Raw genomic sequence first — 21,751 nt, 5'->3', positions numbered from 1 at the left:
GCATTGAAGATCGCATCAGTGCAGACATGCGCAAGCAATCAAATCCTCCGAGAAACAGAGAGATTGGATTTATGATCTAAATGAGTGCACTTGAACCTAACTATGAAAGTACCGGTATTCGTGATTACAACGAACACCAATCATAATCAGACAATACCTGCATGCGTGATCGAACATTCCAGGCATCGGCATGTTCCGGGCAGATGTTCAAGTTAGTGTTTTTGATATTACTCATCGACAGCGGCATAAAAAATACACCGCAGTGGATTGAGCTTAACCAGCTAGTTCAACGAAGTTCAATTTGAGGAGTCGCGCCTTCATCTGGTCTCTCCACTCGTCATTGGCAGGCGTTCCCTTGAGGACATCGTCAATCGCCTCCTCACGAACGCGCCATTCATCGTCTGCATCCTCGTATCGTCGATGCTGACTCAGATGACGGTACTCCTTAACGCAAGCGCGAACGAGGAGGTCCCACTCAGCACTGTCGGTTTCGAGTTGAACTTGCTCAACATCACCGACTTGAGCAACTTGAGCAACTTGAGCAACTTGAGCAACTTGAGCAACATTGTGCGACCCGGGCTCGGCAGCGTCTCCGAAATCGGATGGCGCGTAGTCGGAAAGCGACATAACGCCTAGGTTAGATACTCCCGCGGTGTCGAAAATCGATCTCCCAACCTGATGCACCTGCCTCTGACTGTTGCTGAAATATGGGGCGCCCATCGACCTTGGCGCCATCGAAGCACCACAATTCAGAGACCAGTACCAACGTTTCTCACCCACCGGCCGATTGGTACTCACGCCCAGCTCGCCGGATGCACGACGGATAGTCGCCCACGCTAAGCCAGCACCTTCAGCTTCTGCTCGAATGACCTCGCTTAGCACTGGGCCAGTTGCGAGCATCGCTTCCAGAAAATCTTTGGCCTCCTGCAGTCGACTGTCTTTCGTTACAACACTTGTCGCGCCTGCGGCCTCGCCTAGAATTTCCTTGGGCGATCCATGCAACGGTTCATCCCAAACGATCTTCGAACTTTCCACGACTCCGTTAGGCACCGGAATATTGACCGGTTCGACGTGATACGCGAAGCCACCCTCTATCGGACCGATGTTTGACTTGGCACGCACAATTATGCTGCGCGGCACACCGTCGCCCGCCCGATCGCTTTCGTCGGGCGCAACAATCAACACGACTCGTGCGACCGCGCTAAAGGCGACGCTCCCGTTCACACGCTCAAGCGGATCTTTCTTTTTTGATCCTTTGGTTACGTGTGTGAGCCCTAATACTGCGACGCCGGTTTGCTCGGCAAAACTAACAACGGGTTCAAGATCCTTCCGCACCTGAGTGTTGCTGTTCGAGTTGCCCGATACGATCTGCGCGATCGAATCGATGATGACAAGAACGACATCGCGAAGCTCTTGAACCTTTGCAGTAAGACGCGGTAAATCGACACGAAAATCAAACGCACGCCGGCGTCCATTTTCGCTCGTTTCCCGCAGGATGTAGACGTTGTCAAGATTTGCCCCGCTTGCGGCGAGCCTGGGCATCAACGTATCCTCCACACCATCTTCACAGGTCCAGATCAACACACGTCCCCAAGGAGCACAACTCCCATCTGGCCACCATCCACCGACCGATAGCGTTGCGGCGATCGAAAGTGCAAGCGTGGTCTTCCCTGTCGATGGCGGGCCGGCGAGGAGATGTAGCTTTCCTCGTGCCAGCCAAAATTTCCACAACCAAACGATCGGGAGTATGGGAATCTCATTTGCCGCCTCAAGGACCGGACCGTTCCCATTTGCCTCACGATTGGACCAGGGATTAGCGCGCATGTGCTTGGCCTCCGTGGTCGAGCACCCCACCAAATTGAACCTCATACTCCCGCTTCAACCTGCCGGCCTTCGATTGCCCGCATTTCAGAAATCCGCGAATCGCCGCCTGCGTGGGTCTCAGATGTCCAGCAACGACCGCTCTGTGAATTACTCGGAGTTGACGGAGATCTTCGTCGGAGCACCCAGTGTCGATCCCGGGGTCGCGGATGACCGTCACGTCGTCCGTCGAGATCACCTCACGATTGGAAATCGGTTCCGGGCAGTCGTCAGAGGCGATTCCCAACCCTGACGCGCCCTCCCTTTGCTCCGGTGCTGTCTCGTTGCGCCCCGACACGACTACGCCACAAGGACTCACGCGACTCGATACGACCGATACCAGCAACCAGCCCGTAATGGCCGCACCTTCGAGCACAACCGAACACGCGATAGCCAACAACAACTCCAGTCCGCCTTCCGTCGTACCGAACCACGCCGCAACCTGGCGCGCGACCGGATCGGCTCGCAAATCCGCGCGTAACGCTGCTTCTTGATCCGCCAGCCGGTTGCGTCGGTCCTCTGCGGCTTCGTGCCGCCGGACTTCGCTGGCCTCTGCCTCCAGCGTCGCGATCTGCGCCGCGAGAATCGTCCGACGAACCTTGATCCGCTGACAATCGCCATCACATGGACGGACCTCCATTCGGGCCAGGTCAATCTGGGCCTTCGAATTATCTTGTGCAATTTCCGTCAACGTACGTCTCGCCGGCATTTCTCCGCGCGATCCTGGAGTGGTCGTCGGAACCATTGCCGCTCGCTGGTCCCCCGCGTGTTGCCGGGAGATCAGAACGAACGTGACTTGGCCGTACAGCACGACAATCAGGCCGACAACCCACAACACAAAGGCGAACGGCCGAGCGAGACCGGCCAAGGCTTGCCGCGCTGCGGGCAACATGTGGACATACAGCACGGCCACACACCCGATTGAGACGCTCATCCCCCGCTCAACGGTCAAGCCGCCTTGATACCAACCGGCATACATCGCGACGCCGATCGATACTATCGTGGCGAACATCGCTCCGAACTTCAAAAGGTTGATTACGGCAGTGCTGCTGGATTGGGGCCGACGAGTTTCAGTTGGAAGATCCGCGTTCAGAAAGCGCACGAGGTTGAGGGACAGAGGGAAGCCGCCGGCGTATCGCGTGTACATTCAAGCCCCCTCGATCAATGCACGAATCAGATCGGCCTTCCAGTACAGGCGGCGGTTTGCGGCCTTCTTCGGAACGACAGAGAAATAGCAGCCGTCGCTGGAGTAAGCTTTTCGGAGCGTCTGCGGACGGAGGCCGAGAAGATCCGCAGCCTCGTCGGTCGTGAGATATTCGCGCCCAAACGACGGGGCGGATACGTGACTTGCGGCTGAGGCCCGGAATGGGACATCAGCCGCAAGTTGGGCGGTAGCGCCGGGAACAGCATAGAGACTCATTGTTCGCTCCAATGGATTAGGGAAATCCGCGTCGCAGTGTCTCGGGGCTGAAAGGATCAACACATCTCGATCCCGGTCAACCTAGATCACCGCGAACAGCGTGGAGCGAACAATATTTGTGGGCGAAGAGATCCGAAACAGCTTCGAAGCCTACCGAAGGCTACCGAAGCTTGTCGTGAACTATCGAAGAAGCTTAATGTCGTCGGCCGCTCTTCTTCAAAGCGTCCCAGCGGCGATTCAAACGGTTATCAAGAGCATTCTTAGTGAATCTGGGTGGCTCCTTGTCATCTGTCGAAGGCTGGTCCTTCGTATACAGCAAAGCACCGTCGCGATCTATAACTCCCGTGAAAGGCAGTTCTTCATTCAGAGCGAGTTCTCTCAGAGCCTGCCAAACTGTTGAGGTGTTATATGAGCCCGTTGATGCAATGGCCTTATCAATTGGATCGTCTAGTTCGTTTCGCCGTTGCTTCAGCCGCGAAAATTTTCGAGTCCCCTCGGCCGCCCCCACGTCGCCGGCCACGATCTCCGCGCTGACGCTTACCTCGACATTGGGGATAGATTTATCCGTCATGCTTGGATGCGATTCGGACGGCTGATCCACCACTTCATTTTCGGTCGAGTCCGCACGGAAGAATCCGAGTATCTCCTCTGTCTCAAAACCAAGACAGCTCAACCACTTCCGATCTGCAGCGTCAAACGCCGCAGAGTCATCAATAACCGACTGTTGGGTCAGCGATTCTCGTCCAGACAGAAAATCATTGAATCGATCCTGGTTGTAAGCAATCATGCGCTCCAGCATGGCCATAGCCCGCTTTCTGTCTTCGACGTCTAGACGAATGGGTTGCCCAGTCACACCCCAGTTTCGCCACTTTGGGCTTCGCTCCGCGTGCTCCATCAGTTCCCAGTGCAGGCGACTCGCGGCAAACCAACGACGATAGAGAGATTCCATTACAAGGGTCAGCGGCAGCCCATATTGGAGCTGAGACGTCGGCGAACTACCGAACCGCTTCTCGATAAAATCTTCGATCTGCTTGGCCTCCCCCTCAGGAATGTCAACGCCGTGCTTTGCAATCAAGCTGATCACGTTATCGAGCGTGATACACGGGGTCTTTGGCAAATCTTTGTCGTACAACGGCTCCGCGGCACGCTGGACCTTCGGTTCTTGCACTGTCATGGCTTTTAGCAAATCGGAAACTGAACGATATATCGACTCGGCTGGTCATCGGATGCGTCAGGAACCACTCACCGCTCCCGGTGATTAGGCAGACACGGCCCCGGTTTCACCGCTCCAGGTGACTTGATTTTATCGCGACATACGTGAAGGTCTCCGACAGGCACCCGGACCAGAACTTCGCGGAACTCGTCCACGTCCGCGCCACCACTTGGACACGCAATTGATACGGCACCAAAAACCGCTAAGGCCACCCATCGAATCCGAGCGTCGGAGCCGCGCTTCGTAGCATGAACACTCCTCGCAGCCGCCCAAGCCAAACTCGTGCCCGTCCGGCGAACAAAAGAGCATCGATGTGCATCCACGTTGACCCAATTGGGTTACATAGCGGTTACACGACCATGCCGGCAGAGGACGGGGGATGTGAAAATATCAGCTAACGCACTGATTTTACTGGCCCGCCCTACACGATTCGAACGTGTGACCTACGGCTTAGAAGGCCGTTGCTCTATCCAACTGAGCTAAGGGCGGTCGGGGAGAAAAGACACGGCCAATCCGGACCGCATTTGACGCAAGGCTTCGATCGACAGCAACAACCACCCAACCCGAAGCCCCGAAACAAAACGGGCCCGGCATGAAGCCGAGCCCGAAATTATACCTGATCATCGCGTCACATCACGCGAGACCAGCCTTCGCAGCATCAAACCGGCTGCGGATGCAGCATGAACCAGCCGAGGCAGAACACGCCGGCGATCACGCAATACAGGCCGAACGAAGCCAGCCGGCCACGCCCTTCGAAGTAGCGCATCAGGAACCGCACGCTCAGGTACGCGGCGATCGCCGTCAACACGCCGCCGAGCAGCGCATCGGCGAGCTGGTCGCGCGCATGGAACAGCTTCGGCAGCTCAAGCACACCCGCTGCGAAAATGATCGGCGTACCGAGCAGGAACGAGAATTCCGCGGCCTTCTCCGCCGTCAGCCCTGCCGCATTGCCGGCGATCATCGTCAGCCCGCTGCGCGAGAAACCCGGAATCAGCGCGCCGATCTGCGCGAGACCCACGAAGAACGCCTGCTTGAACGTCATCTTCTCGGGCGCCTGATGCACGCGACTACGCTGGATGCGATCGCCGAGCCACAGCAGCACGCCGTTCACGATCAGCGCGATCGCGACGATCCGCAGGTCATGGAACACGCGTTCGATGCGCTTTTCGAGGAGCAGCCCGACGATGCCGGTCGGGATCGTACCGATGATGAGCGCCCACATCAGGTGCCCGTCGTCGTTCCTGCGACCGCCGAGCTGCGCGAAGAAGCCGCTGATCAGCGCGATCCAACGCGCACGGAAGTACCACAGCAGCGCCAGCGCGGTGCCGAGGTGCAGCGCGACGAGGAACGGCAGAAGTTGCGGTGCGTGCTTGTCGATGTGCATGCCGAACAGTGCCGGCACGAGCAGCGTATGGCCAAGGCTGCTGACAGGGAAGAGTTCGGTGACGCCCTGCAGGACGCTCAGAAATACCAGAAACCAGAGACTCACGCGTCGGTCCTTTTAGTGAAGTTTGAGCGGAAAGAGAAGCGGACGACGCGATGCGCGTCCGAAAAAACGCGCCCCGATTATGCCGAGCCCGGATTACTGCGCCAAGGCATTTGGCTGGATATTGCGGCAATGCACACAAACGCTTGCAATTTGTAAGCACTCGGAAAGCAAAAAGCCCGCCATTCGCATGGCGGGCCTTTCGACTTCGGCAGGAATTGCCGTCAGCGGCCGAGCTGATAGAAAAATAATACCGTGCTGCCGGTGAACATGCCGAACAGTGCGAGTCCCATTGCCATTGCCAGATCCATGGCCCCCTCCACGAAGTGTCATGACCCGGCAACGTCACCGGTTTAGAGGCATTATCCAGACGGTTGCGATTGTTAAAAACTCGCAATTTCCCGAGAAGGGTTTTCCCCGAGCCGCCACGGCCCGATAATGGAGCGCGCCGTTCCCGTCCACCCGCCCAAGCCGATTCTCCATGCCGACTTTCCAGCAACACGACATTCACGAACTTCACGCCGGCCCGTCGCTCATCCGGGTCGCTCCGCAATTCGGCGGCCGCCTGCTGTCATGGCACGTCGACGGCGAACCGGTGATCTTCTGGCCGGAAACGGCCGACTGGAGCAACCTCGCGCGCGTGCGCGGCGGCAACCCGCTGCTGTTCCCGTTCCTCGGCCGTCACCGCGTCGACGGTGAGCTCGGCCGCTGGCGCGACGCCGCCGGCGTGGTGCGCGACCTGCCGATGCACGGCTTCGCGCGCGACCTGCCGTTCGCCGCTCAGCCGTCGGCCGATGGCGCCGCGCTGTCGATGACGCTCGACGCGACCGACGCGCTGCGCGCCAGTTACCCGTTCGACTTCCGGTTCGAAACGACCTACCGGCTGGCCGACTCGCACACGCTCGAAGTCGCGCTGACGACGATCAATCGCGGCGACGCGCCGCTGCCCTACTACGCCGGCCATCATTTCTATTTCGCGCTGCCGCACGGCGAACGCGCCGAAACCACGCTCGAACTGCCGCCGACGCATCGTTGCATGCAGCAGGCGGACGGCTCGATCAGCACGCCCGAACCGGGCGAAGCCCGTTATCAGCTCGACAACCCGGACATCCTCGACCGCTTCCACTGCGTCGACGGCGCGCCGTCCACGCCGGTGCGCATCGTGATGCCGGGCCGCCGCCGCACGATCGAGATCGCGCTCGACGTGCCGGGTTCGATCCCGTGGTACGCGGTCACGACCTGGACCGAGAAGCCGGATTCGGACTTCTATTGCGTCGAACCGTGGCTCGGCCTCCCGGATGCGATCCACAACGGCCTCGGGCTGCGCATGCTCGCGCCGGGCGCGACCGAAACGGCCACCCTGCGGATTCGCGTCCTCCCGCTCGCCGGCTGATTCGACGGCTGAGACATCAATTCACAGCGTGCCAAGCCGGCACGCGACAGCCCCGGCGACGGCCCAAACTGCGGTACGCGGGTCGAACCCGTTAAAATCGGATGTTTTGTGTTGCCTGCCGCGTCACGAGCGGCAGGGTTTTGCGAGGTTCAATGTTCGGAACAACAACGAAGCGACTCTTCGCAGCCGCCTGCGCCGCCCTGCTCGTCGCGTGCGGCTCCGCGCCTGTCGGCCCCGGGTTCTATCGCGTCGAGCGCGGCGATACGCTCTACAAGATCGCGCGCGACAACCGCACGTCAGTATCGAACATCGTGCGCTGGAACCAGATGACGAACCCCGATGCGATCGAAGTCGGCCAGGTGCTGCGCGTCGCGCCGCCGCCCGGCACGACCACCGCGTCGACGCCGTCGACCACCGGCACCGGCAGTGCCGGCCGGGCCCGCCCTGCGCCTTCCGCACCGGTCGAATCGGCCGTCAAGCCGGCCACGAGCATCGCGCTGATCTGGCCGGCAGCCGGCAACGTAGTCCGCACGTTCGACGGCTCGAAATCAAAGGGCATCGACATCGCGAACTCGCCGGGCACGCCGGTGGTCGCGGCCGCGCCGGGTGTGGTGGTCTATGCCGGTAACGGGTTGCGTGGCTACGGCAACCTGATCATCCTCAAGCACAACGCCGACTACCTGACCGCCTACGCGCACAACCGCGCGCTGCTGGTGAAGGAAGGCCAATCGGTCACGCAGGGGCAATCGATCGCCGAGATGGGCAACAGCGACAGCGATCGCGTCGCGGTACATTTCGAGTTACGCTACGGCGGCCGATCGATCGACCCGTCACGCTACCTGCCGGCACGTTGAGCGCCCGATGGGCGACACGCGATGCCGGCGCGCATCGCGTGCCGTCGGCGTGAGAATCGGAAAAGGTGATGTCAGCGCTTGCGCAGACGTCCGGTGAAACGGCCGGACAACGGATCGACGTGGCGAGCAAACGCCACCAGTACGCCGATTCCAATCAGGCTGAACCCCGCAGCTATCAGAAGCAAATCCATGGTCACACACTGATTTTTTAGTGATCTTATGCGTCATTGTGGAATCGTGCACTGAGCCGAGGCTATTGGACGAGTACGAAGATTCCCTACCCTCAGACGCCATTGTGGATTCGTCTGCGTGAAATCCTGATGTAAGCCGTTCGCTCGACACCACGTTCGCCTCCAGGAGACACCTCGATGCTGCCCGCCGCCGACCGCTATGACGACCTGCTCTCCCGCTTCGCGTGGGACGTTCCGGCGCGCTACAACATTGGCGTGGACGTCTGCGACAAATGGGCAGACGGCAGCGGACGCCTCGCACTGATCCACGAAACGGCGCAAGGCGACGTTTTTCGCCTCACGTTCGACGACCTGAGGAACGCCTCTAACCGGCTCGCGAACAGCTTTGTGCGCGCAGGCCTGGGGCGAGGCGATCGCATCGGCATCTTTCTCGCGCAGGGCCCCGAAACGGCCATCGCGCACCTCGCCGCGTACAAGCTCGGCGCAATCGCGGTGCCGCTGTTCACGTTGTTCGGCATCGATGCGCTCGAATACCGGCTCGCGAACAGCGAGGCGGCAGCGCTCGTCACCGACGCGGCCGGCTACGCGAAGATCGCGCCGCTGCGCGCCCAGTTGCCGGCACTGCATACCGTCTACTGCATCGGCGACGATGCGCCCGATCATCCGGGCGTGCTGCGTTACGACGCGGCGCTCGCCGCCGAAACGCCCGATTTCATACCGGTCGATACGGCCGCCGACGATCCGGCGGTCATCATCTATACGTCCGGCACGACGGGCAAACCGAAAGGCGCGCTGCACGCACATCGCGTGCTGCTGGGCCACCTGCCGGGCGTCGAGATGTCGCAGCAGTGCTTCCCGCGCGACGCGCGCCTGTTCTGGACGCCGGCCGACTGGGCATGGATCGGCGGCCTGCTCGACGTGCTGCTGCCGTCATGGCATCACGGCGTGCCCGTGCTCGCGCGCCGCTTCGAGAAATTCGACGGCGACGCGGCATTCGCGCTGATGGCACGGCACGGCGTCACCCATGCATTCCTGCCGCCCACCGCGTTGAAGCTGATGCGCTCCGTCCCGGCACCGCGCGAACGCTACGCGCTGTCGCTGAAATCCGTCGCGAGCGGCGGAGAATCGCTCGGCACCGAACTGACGGCCTGGGGGCGCGATGCGCTCGGCGTGACGATCAACGAGTTCTACGGACAAACCGAGTGCAACATGGTGCTGTCGTCGTGCGCGGCGCTGTTCGACGCGCAGCCAGGCGCGATCGGCAAGGCGGTGCCCGGCCATGCCGTCGCGATCGTCGACGCGGACGGCATGCCGCTGCCGCCCGGCGTCGAAGGGCGCATCGCGGTGCGCCGCCCCGACCCGGTGATGTTCCTCGAATACTGGCGTAACGCCGACGCGACGCGCGACAAGTTCGCCGGCGACTACCTGCTCACTGGCGACACGGGCATGATCGACACTGACGGCTTCGTGCGCTTCGTCGGCCGCGACGACGACGTGATCACGAGCGCCGGCTACCGGATCGGCCCGGGCCCGATCGAGGACTGCCTGCTCACGCATCCTGCGGTGCGGATGGCGGCCGTCGTCGGCGTGCCCGACGCAACGCGCACCGAGATCGTCAAGGCGTTCGTGGTGCTGAATCCTGGCCACACCGGCGACGACGCGCTCGTGCAGGCGCTGCAGGCACATGTGCGCACACGTCTTGCCGCGCACGAGTATCCGCGCGCGATCGCATTCGTCGACAGCCTGCCGATGACCGCGACCGGCAAGATCGTGCGCCGCGCGCTGCGCGACGCGTAGGCCGGCCGCCACCCGCGCCGCCCGCCCGGCCGGATGGTTTATAGTGGCGCCACTACGCAGTCATTCCAAGAAAACGATGTCCTCTTCCTCTGATCACCACTCCGACGCGAGCGCGTCGCACAGCCCGCTCTACGCCAAACTCCTCGGCGAAACCGCCAAGATCGACTGGTGTGATCTCGAACGCTTCTTCGCGCAGGGCAAGCTGCTGTCCGTCGCACGCGACCTCGATCTCGTCAGCGTCGCGGAAGCCGTTGCGGCCGACGATGCCGAGCAGGTCACGCGCTGGCTGTCGGCAGGCCTCGTCGCGCGCATGCCGGCCGAAACCGCCGCCGACTACGCGGCGCGCAACCCGGAGCTGTGGGCGGTCGTCGTATCGCCGTGGGTCTGCGTGCAGGAACGCGCCTGACGCGTCCCATGTCCGAATCCGCGTTACCGCACGGGGCCGGCTCGGCCGCCGTCACGCATCGGCGTGTCCTCGCGCTCGCGTTCCCGATCGTCCTCGCGAACCTGACGCAGCCGATCCTCGGTGCGGTCGACACGGCCGTCGCCGGCCACCTCGACGGCGCGCAGTACCTCGGTGGTGTCGCGCTCGGCGGGCTGTTCTTCAGTTTCGTGTTCTGGGGGTTCGGTTTCCTGCGGATGGGGACCACCGGCCTCGTCGCGCAGGCCCATGGTGCCGGCGACGCCGCCGGGATCCGCCTGAACCTGCTGCGTGCGTTGATCGTCGCATTCGCACTCGGCGCCGCGGTGCTGGCGCTGCAGGTGCCGCTGCTGTCGTTTGCGCTGTCCGCGCTCGGCGGCAGCGATGCCGTCCGTGCAACGGCGCTTGCGTATAGCCATGCGCGCATCTGGGCCGCACCGTTCGCGCTCGCGAACTATGTCGTGCTCGGCTACCTGCTCGGCACGCAGCGCGTACGGCTCGCGCTCGTCGCGCAGGTGTTCATCAATGCGGTGAACATCGGCGCCGTGCTGCTCTACGTGTATGGCTTCGGCTGGGGCATTGCCGGCATCGGCGCCGCGACGGCCACCGCAGACGCATGCGGCTTCGCGCTCGGCGCATGGATGCTGTGGCGGCTGCGGCCGCGCGGCCTTGGCCCGATCGCGGTACGTGCGCTTGCCGACCGCGTCGCGCTCAAGCGGCTGATCGCGCTCAATCGCGATATCTTCCTGCGCACGCTGTGCCTGCTCGGCGCATTCGGCTGGTTCGCGCACCTCGGTGCGAAGCAGGGCGATGCGACGCTCGCGGCAAACGCGCTGCTGCTGAATTTCCAGACGTTCATGGCGTACGGCCTCGACGGCTTCGCGCATGCGGCCGAGGCGCTCGTCGGCGCGGCCGCCGGTGCGCGCGACCGCCGCGCGTTCCGGCAGGCCGTGCGCGTCACGCTGTTCTGGTCAGCGCTCGGCGCGCTGCTGTTTGCGCTCGTGTACTGGGCCGCCGGGGGCTGGATCGTCGCGCGCCTGACCGACCAGGCCGAGATCCGCGAAGTGGCGCTGCGCTACCTGCCGTGGGCCGCGATTTCGCCGATCGTGTCGGTCTGGGGCTTCCTGCTCGACGGCGTCTTCATCGGCGCCACGCAGACGCAATCGCTGATGCGCGCAATGGTCGCGTCGCTCTCGATCTTCGTCGTGGCCACGCTCGCCGCGGTCGGCACGTTCGGCAATCACGGCCTCTGGTTCGCGCTCCTGCTGTTCATGGCCGCACGCGGCGCGACGCTGGCGCGCTACCTGCCGGCGCTGTTGCGGCATATCGGCACCGACACACCCGCAGCCCGCGCCTGACGGCGGGCCGAACCGGCCATTACTGCGTGGGTTTCGGCGGCGGCGCGTCGAGCATCGACGGCGGCGTCATGTCGGTCGGCACGCCATGATAGTCGGCCGGATCTTCCGGCGGATGGCCGCGACGGGCCTGATGCGGATCGCTGGTACAGCCGGCGAGGAAAGATGCGGCCAGCACGGCCAGCATGAAACGGGTCATCGGGTATGGCTCCGGAAATCGGCGCGCCCATCGCACGCCGGGACCGCGCCGAGTCTAGCGGAATTCCCGTTTCGGAGTCGGGCCGCGCATGTCCTACTATGTACGCATGGCACTCAGCCGAGGAAAGGAGGCTGCCATGTCGTCTGAAGAAATTGCCGGCCTGATTGGCCTGTTCGTCGGTCTGATGGTACTCGTCGCCCTGTCGTTCTTCGAGTCGCGCGAATACAAGCGCAGCCATCACGGCGAAGGGATGATCCATCACTGGATGGCCGAACACCACCTGCTCGACTGGCGGCGCAAGCACTAAGCGCGCCGCTGCCGCCCGGCCCTTCCCCGGGCCGTTCTCGAACGTACCGTCCCGCGGCACGCCGGGAACCGCGTAGCGCCGAAATTAACAGGGTCCGATTCACGCGCGTTGGTCAGATGGACGAACGCCGTCGCGCGGCTCGTACCACGCGACGGCGTTCGCTTGCGCGCGCCCGGACGGGCACAACGCGATTCCGGCGGCTCAGCCCAGGAAGTGACGGGCGTAGCGCGCGTTGATGTCGGACAGGCGGAACAGCGTCAGGAAATCCGCGCAGTTGAAGTCGGGATCCCAGGCCGGTGCACCGCAGATCTTCGCGCCGAGACGCAGGTAACCCTTGATCAGCGGCGGCGGCGCCACGACGGTGCCCGTCTGCAGTTCGTCGACCGGCAGGGCCGTGTGCGGGAATGCGCGATATTCGGGCGCCGTCAGCGAGCCTGCCGACAGCGACTGGTACAGGTTCGCCGCATAGTGGCCGCCGTCGGCCATCGACACGCTCGCGCAACCGAGCATCGTCTCGTAGCCGTTCTGCATCATGTACGCGCCAAGGCCGCCCCACAGCGCCATGATGACGGCGCCGCTGCGGTAGTCGCTGTGCACGCACGAGCGGCCGACCTCGACCATCTTGCCGCGCAGGTGCGTGAGGCGCGACAGGTCGAATTCGCCTTCCGCGTACAGGCGGCCGACACGCGCCGCCTGGTGCGGCGGCAGCACGCGGTACGTGCCGACGACCTTCAGGGTGTCGAGATCACGAACCAGCAGGTGGTCGCAATACGCATCGAACGGATCGACGTCGAGACCGGAGGGACCGCTGACCTGCGCGCCCATCTCTTCGGCGAACACGCTGTAACGCAGGCGCTGGGCTTCGCGCAATTCGTCTTCCGTACGCGCCCACGCGGCGCGCAGGCGATACTCCGATGTGACGGTTTCAGCAGCGCGCGGCAGGTGGCGCCGCGACGTGTCGAGTGGCAGCGAGGCAAAAGGGAGCGTAGGCGTCGGCAGTTCTCGCATTAGGCTTTCCTGATCGTAAGGAATAGGACGACATGCCCGCCAATGTAGTAATCGGCCGTGACCGTTATGTGGCACGACCGTGTCCTTTCAATGACGTGTCGCCGAATTGACTTTAGCAGAAAGCTTGCGAAACCGTATGATGAATCCCTTCAAAGCCCGTCAGGCCGGCTTCACAGCAGGTCGGGCGTCAATATCGCGCGCAGCACGGCCTGCCGGCTGCCGTCACGCGTGCGGCTCGCCAGCCACACGATTCCGCCCTTCTTGACGCTCCAGCTGTCGTCGCCGCCGGCGATCAGTTGCGCGGCAACGCTGCCGAGCGTCGGCTGGTGCCCGACGATCACGACCGTCGGTGCGATGCCTTCCGGCCAGCCGGCCGCCGCCAGCACGTCGTCGACGCTACCGCCCGGCGCGAGGGAGTCGACTGTCCGGTACTGGTCGGTCAGCGCCTCGACGGTCTGCACGGTGCGAGCCGCCGGGCTCGCGAGGATCACGGCATTCGTCTCGAGCCGGCCACGCAGCCATTTGGCCATCGCCTGCGCATCCTTGCGCCCCCTGACGGTCAACTGGCGTGCGAGATCGCTCGTCGCGTAGTCTTCGGCTTCGGCGTGGCGCCACAGGATCAGGTTCATCATGGTGTTCTCCTTGCTTCGGCGAGCGGCCCCGCGCCTATGCGTCCGGGCGCGCCGATTACCGTCCGAATTGTCGCAAATTGCGGACGGTTCGCCGCCGCAGCATTTACCCGCATATAGGGATTGACCGGATCGGACATTCGACGATACAATCTTTGGCTCGTCGGAGCGTAGCGCAGCCTGGTAGCGCATCTGATTTGGGATCAGAGGGTCGTAGGTTCGAATCCTATCGCTCCGACCAAGGATATCAAGGGGTTACGGTTGAACACCGTAGCCCCTTTTCCTTTTGGGGTTACGCCGGGGTTACACTGAACATCCATCACCATCCATCCCTATGGAGGTTCCGATGCCCAGACAGCCGGCGAAACCCAAGGCCCCGAAACTCACACCCGCAGACTTCGAGTGGTTCTCGCTCGATAAATATCACCTCCCCAGCGACCTGCCCCCCGGCACGGCAGCCTACCTGCAAACTTGGGCTCGCTTAGTCGGCGACCGCGCCTTTCTCAAGGACCTCCTTGACAAGCGAGACGTCGACGGCAACCTCCAGCGTGCGACTGACATCTTTGAGCGCCTGAAGGCCAATCCCCTCCAAGATGCGGTATTTACCGTCCACTGGCGAAACAGTCACGAGTCGGATACCCAAACCGTCAAGCTGCTCACTGACACCGTCCTACTGGGCCTCCTCGACGCCCTAGACGGGACACACGGCAAGGTAACACCCACCAGTCCGAGACCCGTCGATGTTCTACTTGGCCGATTGCAGGACAGTCAGTCCATGCCGTTTGCCAGTCCCTACTCTCACTTGACCATCAACCTCGGCGCAACAAAAACGCAGCTCGTCCGAGACTTCAGCCGATTCATCGATTACTGGCATGCGCACGACGCGATCACGCCCGCCCGAAAGGTGCCCAGCGACGACCTGCCGCGATGGGCGGACATTTCCCTGCTCGCCTACACCGACCTGCGACTATACGCGACCTTGACCGGCAAACACCTTCCCGCACGTGTGTCGAACGCCCTGCTTGGCATTGACGATCTCGACACCTTGGACGACCGTATGGTTGCCCTAAAAAAGGCGTTCGATTGCATCAATTTTCTGACCCATCGAGCGCTGCAAGAAGAAGCTGAGGCACGACGCCCCGTACAACCAGTCAAGTCATGAGACCCCGAGGCTGTCAAGGGGCGATGACCGACAACTGATCGCCCCTCAATTTCCGATCTCGCTTTCATCAAACTCCGAATACACCCTGCCAAACACGGCAGTGGCCCTCAACCTTGGAGAACGTTGTGAAAGAGAGTCTCATCAGTCGCCCCGCCGCCGCAGCCTATCTCGGCGTTCAGCCTCAAACGCTTGCCGCATGGGCGTGCACCCAGCGCTACCCCCTCCCGTTCGTAAAGATCGGCCGTCGGGTCATGTATCGCCTCGCCGACCTTGAAGCCTTCGTCCTGGCCAACCGCCGCGACTTCGGCGCAATGGAGGTTCGTCATGCTGCCTAATACGTATACTCCGCCCGCATCGAACAGCTCGGTCAACTCGATCGACACGGCCACGCTTACGCCCAAGAAACGTAAGGGTCGCTTCGCCAAGCTTCCGGCATCAGAACTCGCAGGTCGACTGGCAACGCATACAGCCGAGACGAAACCTCGCCAGGCTCACATCGCCTACATCCAGACCAACCTTCCCATCAACGGCGCGTACGGCACCGCATCCGAATCGGCCGAAGTGCTGGAGCTCGCCCGTTTGTTGGATGAACGAAGTCGTGCCCTCAAAGTTGGCGCAGTTTCGAAAATTGCTTTCGGCGACGGGTGGGCTGAAGTCGTCCTCCAGTTGGCCGGCGATGTCGATCCCGAGAACCACGGTGAAGTCATCAAGGATGCTTTCGACAAGCTTCACGATTTCTTCGCCACTTCGCCTGCCTTGCGCCACAACCGCGCTGCCAGGAAAGCAACGTGGGAAGCAAGGATCGACGGCAGCACGATCGGCGACGGCAGTTTCTAGCAAGTTGAATTTCGAGAAATGGCGATGCTCTGATCGGGGCATCGTCTATTACTCATTTTTCAGCACTTGATCATTGGAAAAATAATTCATAATTCCGATTACTTTCGATGAACAATCCAAATTCCAGAGTTAACATAAGTACATATTTGATGAACATTACGTCATCAACAAGAAAACGAAAAGGCAAAGATGAATCGAAATCTAACAATCCGTGAAGCAATATACAACATGGGCGGAGCAACGATGGCCGCCAAAGAACTCAGCGTATCCACGAGCGCTGTCTATAAGTGGATTCGACTCGGCAGAGTGCCAAACTTGAGAATAGCCCGGAAGATGGCTGAAGCTTTGAAATGCAATGTGTTCGATCTTCGCCCGCCCCTCGCTCTTGCGAGTTGACAGCCGGAAGTCTCCCACTCAACATCGAGCACTGATCATTGAAGCAAAAAATAAAGCCCGTGTGAGGCTACAACCTCAACACAGGCCAGAAGTACCTTTTTTAATCTATATCATGAATTTTAACTCAAATGACAACCTAAATCTCTTAAAGCAGTACGAAGCACAACCTAGCACCATCGATTTCTCGATCGTCAATGAGCGAGCAATGAATGAAATTGAGAATGTTCTTGATCATTTCATCCCTGACGGCCAGTGGAAAGGTTCTGAATACGTTGCCTGCAACCCCACTCGGAACGACTACGAACCCGGCTCGTTCAAGTTCAACACGAACACGGGGCGATGGTCCGACTTTGCGACGGACGACAGCGGCGGCGACATTATCAGCTACGTCAAATACATCAGCGGATACGAATTCCAATCGGATGCAGCCCTTGCGATTCTTCGCTTTCTGGCCGACGGCAACAGTGAATCCCCCGGCGAGTCTCCGACGGTCAAACAGCAACCCAGCACGCCACGCCCGTCCCGAAAACCAACAAGTGCATCGGACGACCTCACCGTCGTCATGCCGGTTCCTGACGACATGCTCAGTCGTCGTCCGATATTCTTCGGCGCTGCACTCGGCCGACCTTCGAAGGTTTGGGAATATCGAGACGAAACAGGGGGACTGCTTTTTTATCAGCAACGCTTCGACACGGCCAAAGGAAAAGAATTTCGCCCTCTGTCCGTCTGGAAAGATTCGACAGGTTGGCAGCAATGGCGAAACGCGGCTCCGCCCTCCCCGAGACCAGCGTATGGTCTAGATCGTCTCGCCGCCAAGAAGGATGCCCCAGTCTTGTTCGCTGAGGGAGAAAAATCGGCCGACGCTGCTCAGCGCCTCCTCCCCGAATTCGTTGCTGTTACAACCCTGAACGGAGCAAAGTCGCCCGAGCATACCGATTTCACGCCCTTCGCAGGCCGACGAATCTACATTGCTCCCGACAACGACGAAGCCGGGATGTCCTACAAGAACAAACTCATCGACCTACTTCGTCGCGCCGGGGCCGAGGTCGCCGCAACGCTAAACCTGACAACCCTTCGTCAAGGTGACGGAGAACTGCCCAAGGGTTACGATCTCGCCGATGCCGAAAGCGACGGGTGGACGGCAGAACGGTTGGCCGGCCTCGGTGACACTTTGTGGGAACCGATCGCTTCATCTGTCGCACCACCGGCCGCACCGCTAGAACCAAAGACCATCAACAACTCGGCTCCCCGGGGTCCTGAGAAGAAAGCGGCGACAAAGAAAACCCTGGCCTTGCAAATCGCCGAGACTTTTGCCGAACGCCATTATGCCGGCCATCTGGTTCATCTCGGCAACCAGTTCCGGGCCTATGAAGCCGGTTGCTGGAATGCGCTGAATGTAGACTGCGACATCAAGCAGCGCCTGCTCCGTGATTTGGGGGACGCGGCTACGAGCGGAAAGATCAACGAAGCGGTGGAACTGCTTCGCATCGCACACGGCAAGAAGGACGAAGATTTCGGCCATGCCTCGGCGTTGATTTGTCTTCGGAACGGCACACTCGACCCGATCACTGGCAAGCTACTTCCACACGCGCCCGAACACTACCTGACGAACAGGCTGGAAATCGACTACGATGCCGCAGCCGAATGCCCACTGTGGTTGTCGACGCTCGCCGGCATCTTTCAGCCTGATCCGGATCGGGCGGAACGTATCCAGTTTCTTCAGGAATTCATCGGCTACTGCCTGATCCCCGACACCCGCATGCACAAGTTTCTCTGGCTGGTCGGTGCCGGCGGCAATGGCAAGTCGTTGGTACTCTCCGTCGTCGCAAACCTGATCGGCACGCACAATGTCGGTCATGCCGCCATCGAAAGGCTGGAAAACCCGAACGTCCGGGCCGAACTCCAGGGCAAGCTGATCAACATCAGTGCCGAAATGTCAGCCCAAGCGACCGTTTCGGACAGTTATCTCAAACAAATCGTCAGCGGTGACTGCATCGAGGCCGAACGAAAATTCGAACCGTCGTTTTCCTTCAAGCCCTATGCAAAGCTGATCGGGGCCACCAACACGCTTCCTCGCTTGCTGGATCATAGCGATGGCTTTGCTCGCCGAGCGGTCATCGTTCGCTTCAATCGTCAGTTTTCCGAAGCTGAGCGAGATCCCCGGTTGGAAGATAAACTGAAAACTGAGCTTCCTGGCATCCTCAACTGGGCACTTGCCGGACTTCAGACTCTACTTTCCCGTGGCCGCTTCATTCTCCCACCAAGCTCGGAGCAGGAAGTACAACGCTATAGGCTCAATTCTGATCCTGTCCGGCAGTTTGCCGAAGAGTTCTTGACGCCGAACACTGACAAATCAACGTGGCTCGGCAGCGCACTGCTCTACCAGGAGTATAGGGATTGGGCGCGTGATAACGGCTTCGTTCCCTGCGCTAGCAACCTTTTTGCCGAGAGGTTGCAAGCCGTCGGGTTCGAGAAAATTCGGCTCAAGGAGGGGATTCGCTGGCAAGCCGCCTATGCTCGGGATTCGCCCTCAATTGAAGTCTCGGCAGTCAACCCGGATGCCGCAAGCCAGTATCAGGTCTGAGGAAAGGTGTAGGGTGATGTAGGGCTGGTGTAGGGTCTGACTTGCACCCTACACCTCGCAATACCTTACCCAGCAAGGCTGAGCGGGAAGTGGTGTAGGGTATGTAGGGTTTTTCTCAAACAATTGGAAAATTTCTTATCCAATTGAGATAAAAGCCAGAATAGGCCCCACAATAAATTTCATAAGAAATTTGCTCAAAACCCCACAGACCCTACACCAATTCCAGCAAACCCTTTATCTATAAGGCTCTCCCGAGTGTAGGGTACAAGCCAGACCCTACACCAGCCCTACATCACCCTACACCAAGCCGCCTCCCACCTAAATCACCGGCATCAGAGTTCCTCGGCCGACAATCTGTCAGGGATCCATAGCCTACGCCGACGATGAAAATCGGCAGCAGGCACACAATACTTTGGATTGCTTCCATGCGGCAACGAGCGCGTCGATCATCGCCATACTGAATTACTGGCGTGATAGTCTGTCAGAGACCCGACAAGAACTTCGGTCCTACGTTGGGTATCCTGGCGGCACTTACCAAAAGACCACGGAGACCAGAAATGTTAATTACATATGATACAGTTCAGTCTATTACGGAAGAAGAATTCCTCAAAAAAACAATCCCACGCTCTGAATTTGAGAATCCCGAAAAATACACGAAATCGAATGAAGAGGATATTTCAAAAATTGAGCGCCTCCTCGATGTTCGAGAGGGCACCCTTGCGAGGGACAGCTATTTTCTACAAAAATACATCTGCCCATGCAGCCGGAGCCTCACCATATACGATTTCGCATTTACCGCGTTGATTGACGCAAATCACAACAAATCACTGATTTTGCATACCTTGGTAGGGGCGAAGAGGATAGTTAATAAGCCTCGAATTACCCGCTGTAGCGCTTGTAGCCGACAGTCGTCCACGCCACTGACTTACAGCATGGAAGTAAATCAATACGGATGCAGTACAACATAAATGACAATCCTCCGTCGCCTGGACGGGACGGAGAGCAAATCTTCCAAGCTCATCCGAGACCGACACCAACGCCTGATACACGCGCATGCATCCCACTGATCCAATTACCGCACTCCACCAAAGTCTTGCCGCCCTCGAAGCCACGTTGACTAATCGGCCAGCGCTCATTACAGGCATTCAGGGCGTTCGCATCATGCGACTTGTCGCACTCATGTCCGGCAATCCGTTTCGAGGGACTCCAGTTGAGTGGCCAATTTAAAATCATGTCATTACATAAAGAATCTGCAAATCTTGCCCGACTAGCATCTGCGGATTTGTACATAGCGAGGTTGACTTAAGATTCCCTGTCAACCTGGAAGGTTACGAGCCCAATCCGACTCAGGGTTATTTAGCCCTGTCCTTGCTATTCAGCCCCCTTTCCATGTACGATTTCGATTTGCCTATTATAAATTTTCGTTACTTCGAAGTAATATGTCTTCGCATTTCCGCTCACATCAGTAGTATCAAGCGCGTCGTACCGAGAATCGCCTCTCATGATGAGAGTCTGCCGCGTCAAACGTAGCTTTCTTGCTATGAGCCATGAATATTCTTCACCGTCATCGGCAACGTGAATGGCCGTTTCGGGAGACAATCCATCCCCGCTATGGGCGATGTCCTGAGTGATACCAAAGAGATAGAGTCGCATCTTGGATTGAGCATCGGCATTGCCTGCCTTGCCGAGCAAGTAACTATAATTGGAGATAAGGCTAAAAATCGGAATATCATGAATCGGCCGAACCTTCTCGACCTCCCGAATTTTGGCTAGAGCTCCACTAAAGTTACCTTGTTGAGCCAATTGCATGGCTTGCTTTCCCAACTTTCGACACAAATTAATGAGATCAGGATAGCTGAAGCTGTTGTCAGCTAAAAACTGAATGCGTTTCTCGTGAGCTTTCCTATAGGCTTCTGCATACTGCCCACTAAAAGGCAGTGGCAATGGATCAAACGGGTTGGAAGTCGAGCGGGAGATCGACGCCATCGCCCGAGGATTGATTTCGAAATATACAAGAGCTGGCTGACCGCCAGTTGATTGGCCTGAATAAGTTACTTTCTGCAAGGATACGTCATGATATTGATACCCTTGAATATTTGAAATGCTTGCCGAGTGCAAATTCATCCACTCATGAACTTCGGCGAATGTGATGACTCGAACAGGATCATCAGGGTTACTGCCACTACCGATATGATTATTTAGAATATCGGCCATTGCGTGTGCACGAGTACGACAATCATCTGACAGTGGCCGATTGAAATGCCCGTAGATGTTGGAACACAATGCCTGCACGTCGTAGTCGGGGAATTCATCCAACGGTGCGTATTTTGTCAGTTCCGACAGACGACGAAGGGCGTCCCCTCCTCTTCCTGCTCGGTCCAGTTCGTTCGCTTCCTTTGCTGTCGCCTCAATGTCACGTGAGAGTTGTTGGAGGTCAATTTTATTGTCCTGCGCAAGCTTCTGCCTTTGCGACAGAAGCTGATCGACAACCGAAACGGAACTCTGCGATAAAACATTACCCGAAAGAGCTGTAACGAAAAAACAAATTAGGAATTTTGCTCTACGCATGATCCATTAAATTCCAAAGAAGTCTTCAATTTTTTAACCTTATCACTACGCCCAATCACCCACCTTTTTGC

20 protein-coding genes and 2 tRNA genes are annotated in these 21,751 nt (G+C 59.4%); 12 read left to right on the top strand and 10 right to left on the bottom strand.

Annotated features, from left to right (window positions below):
• Positions 1 to 273: 273 nt before the first annotated feature.
• The 6 genes from ACPTTC_RS07000 to ACPTTC_RS06975 form a co-directional block, all read right to left on the bottom strand.
• Entirely contained in the window at positions 274 to 1,824 is a 1,551-nt protein-coding gene (locus ACPTTC_RS07000; RefSeq protein WP_423391969.1) for an AAA family ATPase, read from the bottom strand.
• Positions 1,814 to 3,007 carry a hypothetical protein gene (locus ACPTTC_RS06995; RefSeq protein ID WP_423391968.1) on the bottom strand — a complete coding sequence of 398 codons (1,194 nt, stop codon included), beginning with the start codon at positions 3,005 to 3,007 and terminating at the stop codon, positions 1,814 to 1,816. Before ACPTTC_RS06995 ends, ACPTTC_RS07000 begins: the two co-directional genes overlap by 11 nt.
• Complete coding sequence (locus ACPTTC_RS06990) at positions 3,008 to 3,280, bottom strand: DNA-binding protein (RefSeq protein WP_423391967.1); 273 nt, start codon at positions 3,278 to 3,280, stop codon at positions 3,008 to 3,010. It lies immediately after the preceding gene.
• Between the two features lie 193 nt (positions 3,281 to 3,473).
• The gene (locus ACPTTC_RS06985) at positions 3,474 to 4,454 is read right to left on the bottom strand and encodes a hypothetical protein (protein ID WP_423391966.1); all 981 of its coding nucleotides are present in this window, start codon (positions 4,452 to 4,454) and stop codon (positions 3,474 to 3,476) included.
• Between the two features lie 451 nt (positions 4,455 to 4,905).
• Positions 4,906 to 4,982: transfer RNA gene (locus ACPTTC_RS06980), tRNA-Arg, on the bottom strand.
• Between the two features lie 169 nt (positions 4,983 to 5,151).
• On the bottom strand, positions 5,152 to 5,982 hold the full coding sequence (locus tag ACPTTC_RS06975) for an undecaprenyl-diphosphate phosphatase (protein WP_423391965.1): 831 nt from the start codon (positions 5,980 to 5,982) through the stop codon (positions 5,152 to 5,154).
• Between the two features lie 478 nt (positions 5,983 to 6,460).
• Here ACPTTC_RS06975 and ACPTTC_RS06970 point away from each other — a divergent pair, with 478 nt between their 5' ends.
• From ACPTTC_RS06970 to ACPTTC_RS06950, 5 genes are all read left to right on the top strand, one after another.
• Positions 6,461 to 7,372: an aldose epimerase gene (locus tag ACPTTC_RS06970; RefSeq protein ID WP_423391964.1), complete on the top strand. Its 912-nt coding sequence runs from the start codon at positions 6,461 to 6,463 to the stop codon at positions 7,370 to 7,372.
• Positions 7,373 to 7,524: 152 nt separating this feature from the next.
• Positions 7,525 to 8,226 (top strand): peptidoglycan DD-metalloendopeptidase family protein, encoded by a 702-nt coding sequence (locus tag ACPTTC_RS06965; protein ID WP_175967598.1) that lies wholly within the window; start codon positions 7,525 to 7,527, stop codon positions 8,224 to 8,226.
• A 368-nt stretch (positions 8,227 to 8,594) separates the two neighbouring features.
• Complete coding sequence (locus tag ACPTTC_RS06960; protein ID WP_423391963.1) at positions 8,595 to 10,214, top strand: acyl-CoA synthetase; 1,620 nt, start codon at positions 8,595 to 8,597, stop codon at positions 10,212 to 10,214.
• A 76-nt stretch (positions 10,215 to 10,290) separates the two neighbouring features.
• Positions 10,291 to 10,620: a DUF2288 domain-containing protein gene (locus ACPTTC_RS06955; RefSeq protein WP_175958504.1), complete on the top strand. Its 330-nt coding sequence runs from the start codon at positions 10,291 to 10,293 to the stop codon at positions 10,618 to 10,620.
• An 8-nt stretch (positions 10,621 to 10,628) separates the two neighbouring features.
• Positions 10,629 to 11,993: an MATE family efflux transporter gene (locus ACPTTC_RS06950; RefSeq protein WP_423391962.1), complete on the top strand. Its 1,365-nt coding sequence runs from the start codon at positions 10,629 to 10,631 to the stop codon at positions 11,991 to 11,993.
• Positions 11,994 to 12,012: 19 nt separating this feature from the next.
• Here ACPTTC_RS06950 and ACPTTC_RS06945 read toward each other — a convergent pair whose 3' ends face one another.
• A complete protein-coding gene (locus ACPTTC_RS06945; protein WP_089445358.1) occupies positions 12,013 to 12,189 on the bottom strand; it encodes a hypothetical protein in 177 nt (58 codons plus the stop codon).
• A 136-nt stretch (positions 12,190 to 12,325) separates the two neighbouring features.
• Here ACPTTC_RS06945 and ACPTTC_RS06940 point away from each other — a divergent pair, with 136 nt between their 5' ends.
• Entirely contained in the window at positions 12,326 to 12,496 is a 171-nt protein-coding gene (locus ACPTTC_RS06940) for a hypothetical protein (RefSeq protein ID WP_175967592.1), read from the top strand.
• Between the two features lie 201 nt (positions 12,497 to 12,697).
• Here ACPTTC_RS06940 and ACPTTC_RS06935 read toward each other — a convergent pair whose 3' ends face one another.
• Together ACPTTC_RS06935 and sixA are read right to left on the bottom strand one after the other, a co-directional pair.
• Complete coding sequence (locus ACPTTC_RS06935; RefSeq protein WP_011351620.1) at positions 12,698 to 13,504, bottom strand: GNAT family N-acetyltransferase; 807 nt, start codon at positions 13,502 to 13,504, stop codon at positions 12,698 to 12,700.
• A gap of 170 nt (positions 13,505 to 13,674) precedes the next feature.
• Positions 13,675 to 14,136: a phosphohistidine phosphatase SixA gene (sixA, locus tag ACPTTC_RS06930; RefSeq protein WP_226197966.1), complete on the bottom strand. Its 462-nt coding sequence runs from the start codon at positions 14,134 to 14,136 to the stop codon at positions 13,675 to 13,677.
• 161 nt (positions 14,137 to 14,297) lie between these two features.
• On the opposite strand from sixA, the gene ACPTTC_RS06925 reads away from it, so the two are divergent.
• The 6 genes from ACPTTC_RS06925 to ACPTTC_RS06900 all read left to right on the top strand — a co-directional run bounded on the left by ACPTTC_RS06925 (position 14,298) and on the right by ACPTTC_RS06900 (position 19,112).
• Positions 14,298 to 14,374: transfer RNA gene (locus ACPTTC_RS06925), tRNA-Pro, on the top strand.
• 105 nt (positions 14,375 to 14,479) lie between these two features.
• Positions 14,480 to 15,295 carry a hypothetical protein gene (locus tag ACPTTC_RS06920; protein ID WP_423391961.1) on the top strand — a complete coding sequence of 272 codons (816 nt, stop codon included), beginning with the start codon at positions 14,480 to 14,482 and terminating at the stop codon, positions 15,293 to 15,295.
• A 125-nt stretch (positions 15,296 to 15,420) separates the two neighbouring features.
• Complete coding sequence (locus ACPTTC_RS06915; RefSeq protein WP_423391960.1) at positions 15,421 to 15,630, top strand: helix-turn-helix domain-containing protein; 210 nt, start codon at positions 15,421 to 15,423, stop codon at positions 15,628 to 15,630.
• Positions 15,620 to 16,132, top strand: a complete 513-nt coding sequence (locus ACPTTC_RS06910) for a hypothetical protein (protein WP_423391959.1) — start codon at positions 15,620 to 15,622, stop codon at positions 16,130 to 16,132. Before ACPTTC_RS06915 ends, ACPTTC_RS06910 begins: the two co-directional genes overlap by 11 nt.
• 189 nt (positions 16,133 to 16,321) lie before the next feature.
• On the top strand, positions 16,322 to 16,528 hold the full coding sequence (locus tag ACPTTC_RS06905; protein WP_423391958.1) for a helix-turn-helix domain-containing protein: 207 nt from the start codon (positions 16,322 to 16,324) through the stop codon (positions 16,526 to 16,528).
• Complete coding sequence (locus ACPTTC_RS06900) at positions 16,488 to 19,112, top strand: phage/plasmid primase, P4 family (RefSeq protein ID WP_423391957.1); 2,625 nt, start codon at positions 16,488 to 16,490, stop codon at positions 19,110 to 19,112. Before ACPTTC_RS06905 ends, ACPTTC_RS06900 begins: the two co-directional genes overlap by 41 nt.
• A gap of 1,371 nt (positions 19,113 to 20,483) precedes the next feature.
• On the opposite strand, the gene ACPTTC_RS06895 is transcribed toward ACPTTC_RS06900, so the two are convergent.
• A complete protein-coding gene (locus ACPTTC_RS06895) occupies positions 20,484 to 21,680 on the bottom strand; it encodes a DUF4919 domain-containing protein (RefSeq protein WP_423391956.1) in 1,197 nt (398 codons plus the stop codon).
• Positions 21,681 to 21,751 lie beyond the last annotated feature (71 nt).

Origin of the sequence: Burkholderia mycopellens, from assembly GCF_964265025.1 — a bacterium.
GTDB lineage: Bacteria > Pseudomonadota > Gammaproteobacteria > Burkholderiales > Burkholderiaceae > Burkholderia.
Note: the sequence above shows the minus strand (reverse complement) of the source record. Positions and strands in the feature narration are given on the sequence as shown.

Bases quoted from the DNA above. Each gene is read 5' to 3' on its own strand.
- ACPTTC_RS07000 (WP_423391969.1), bottom strand. From the start codon at position 1,824: ATGCGCGCTAATCCCTGGTCCAATCGTGAGGCAAATGGGAACGGTCCG.
- ACPTTC_RS06995 (WP_423391968.1), bottom strand. From the start codon at position 3,007: ATGTACACGCGATACGCCGGCGGCTTCCCTCTGTCCCTCAACCTCGTG.
- ACPTTC_RS06990 (WP_423391967.1), bottom strand. From the start codon at position 3,280: ATGAGTCTCTATGCTGTTCCCGGCGCTACCGCCCAACTTGCGGCTGAT.
- ACPTTC_RS06985 (WP_423391966.1), bottom strand. From the start codon at position 4,454: ATGACAGTGCAAGAACCGAAGGTCCAGCGTGCCGCGGAGCCGTTGTAC.
- ACPTTC_RS06970 (WP_423391964.1), top strand. From the start codon at position 6,461: ATGCCGACTTTCCAGCAACACGACATTCACGAACTTCACGCCGGCCCG.
- ACPTTC_RS06965 (WP_175967598.1), top strand. From the start codon at position 7,525: ATGTTCGGAACAACAACGAAGCGACTCTTCGCAGCCGCCTGCGCCGCC.
- ACPTTC_RS06960 (WP_423391963.1), top strand. From the start codon at position 8,595: ATGCTGCCCGCCGCCGACCGCTATGACGACCTGCTCTCCCGCTTCGCG.
- ACPTTC_RS06955 (WP_175958504.1), top strand. From the start codon at position 10,291: ATGTCCTCTTCCTCTGATCACCACTCCGACGCGAGCGCGTCGCACAGC.
- ACPTTC_RS06950 (WP_423391962.1), top strand. From the start codon at position 10,629: ATGTCCGAATCCGCGTTACCGCACGGGGCCGGCTCGGCCGCCGTCACG.
- ACPTTC_RS06945 (WP_089445358.1), bottom strand. From the start codon at position 12,189: ATGACCCGTTTCATGCTGGCCGTGCTGGCCGCATCTTTCCTCGCCGGC.
- ACPTTC_RS06940 (WP_175967592.1), top strand. From the start codon at position 12,326: ATGTCGTCTGAAGAAATTGCCGGCCTGATTGGCCTGTTCGTCGGTCTG.
- ACPTTC_RS06935 (WP_011351620.1), bottom strand. From the start codon at position 13,504: ATGCGAGAACTGCCGACGCCTACGCTCCCTTTTGCCTCGCTGCCACTC.
- sixA (WP_226197966.1), bottom strand. From the start codon at position 14,136: ATGATGAACCTGATCCTGTGGCGCCACGCCGAAGCCGAAGACTACGCG.
- ACPTTC_RS06920 (WP_423391961.1), top strand. From the start codon at position 14,480: ATGCCCAGACAGCCGGCGAAACCCAAGGCCCCGAAACTCACACCCGCA.
- ACPTTC_RS06910 (WP_423391959.1), top strand. From the start codon at position 15,620: ATGCTGCCTAATACGTATACTCCGCCCGCATCGAACAGCTCGGTCAAC.
- ACPTTC_RS06905 (WP_423391958.1), top strand. From the start codon at position 16,322: ATGAATCGAAATCTAACAATCCGTGAAGCAATATACAACATGGGCGGA.
- ACPTTC_RS06900 (WP_423391957.1), top strand. From the start codon at position 16,488: ATGTGTTCGATCTTCGCCCGCCCCTCGCTCTTGCGAGTTGACAGCCGG.
- ACPTTC_RS06895 (WP_423391956.1), bottom strand. From the start codon at position 21,680: ATGCGTAGAGCAAAATTCCTAATTTGTTTTTTCGTTACAGCTCTTTCG.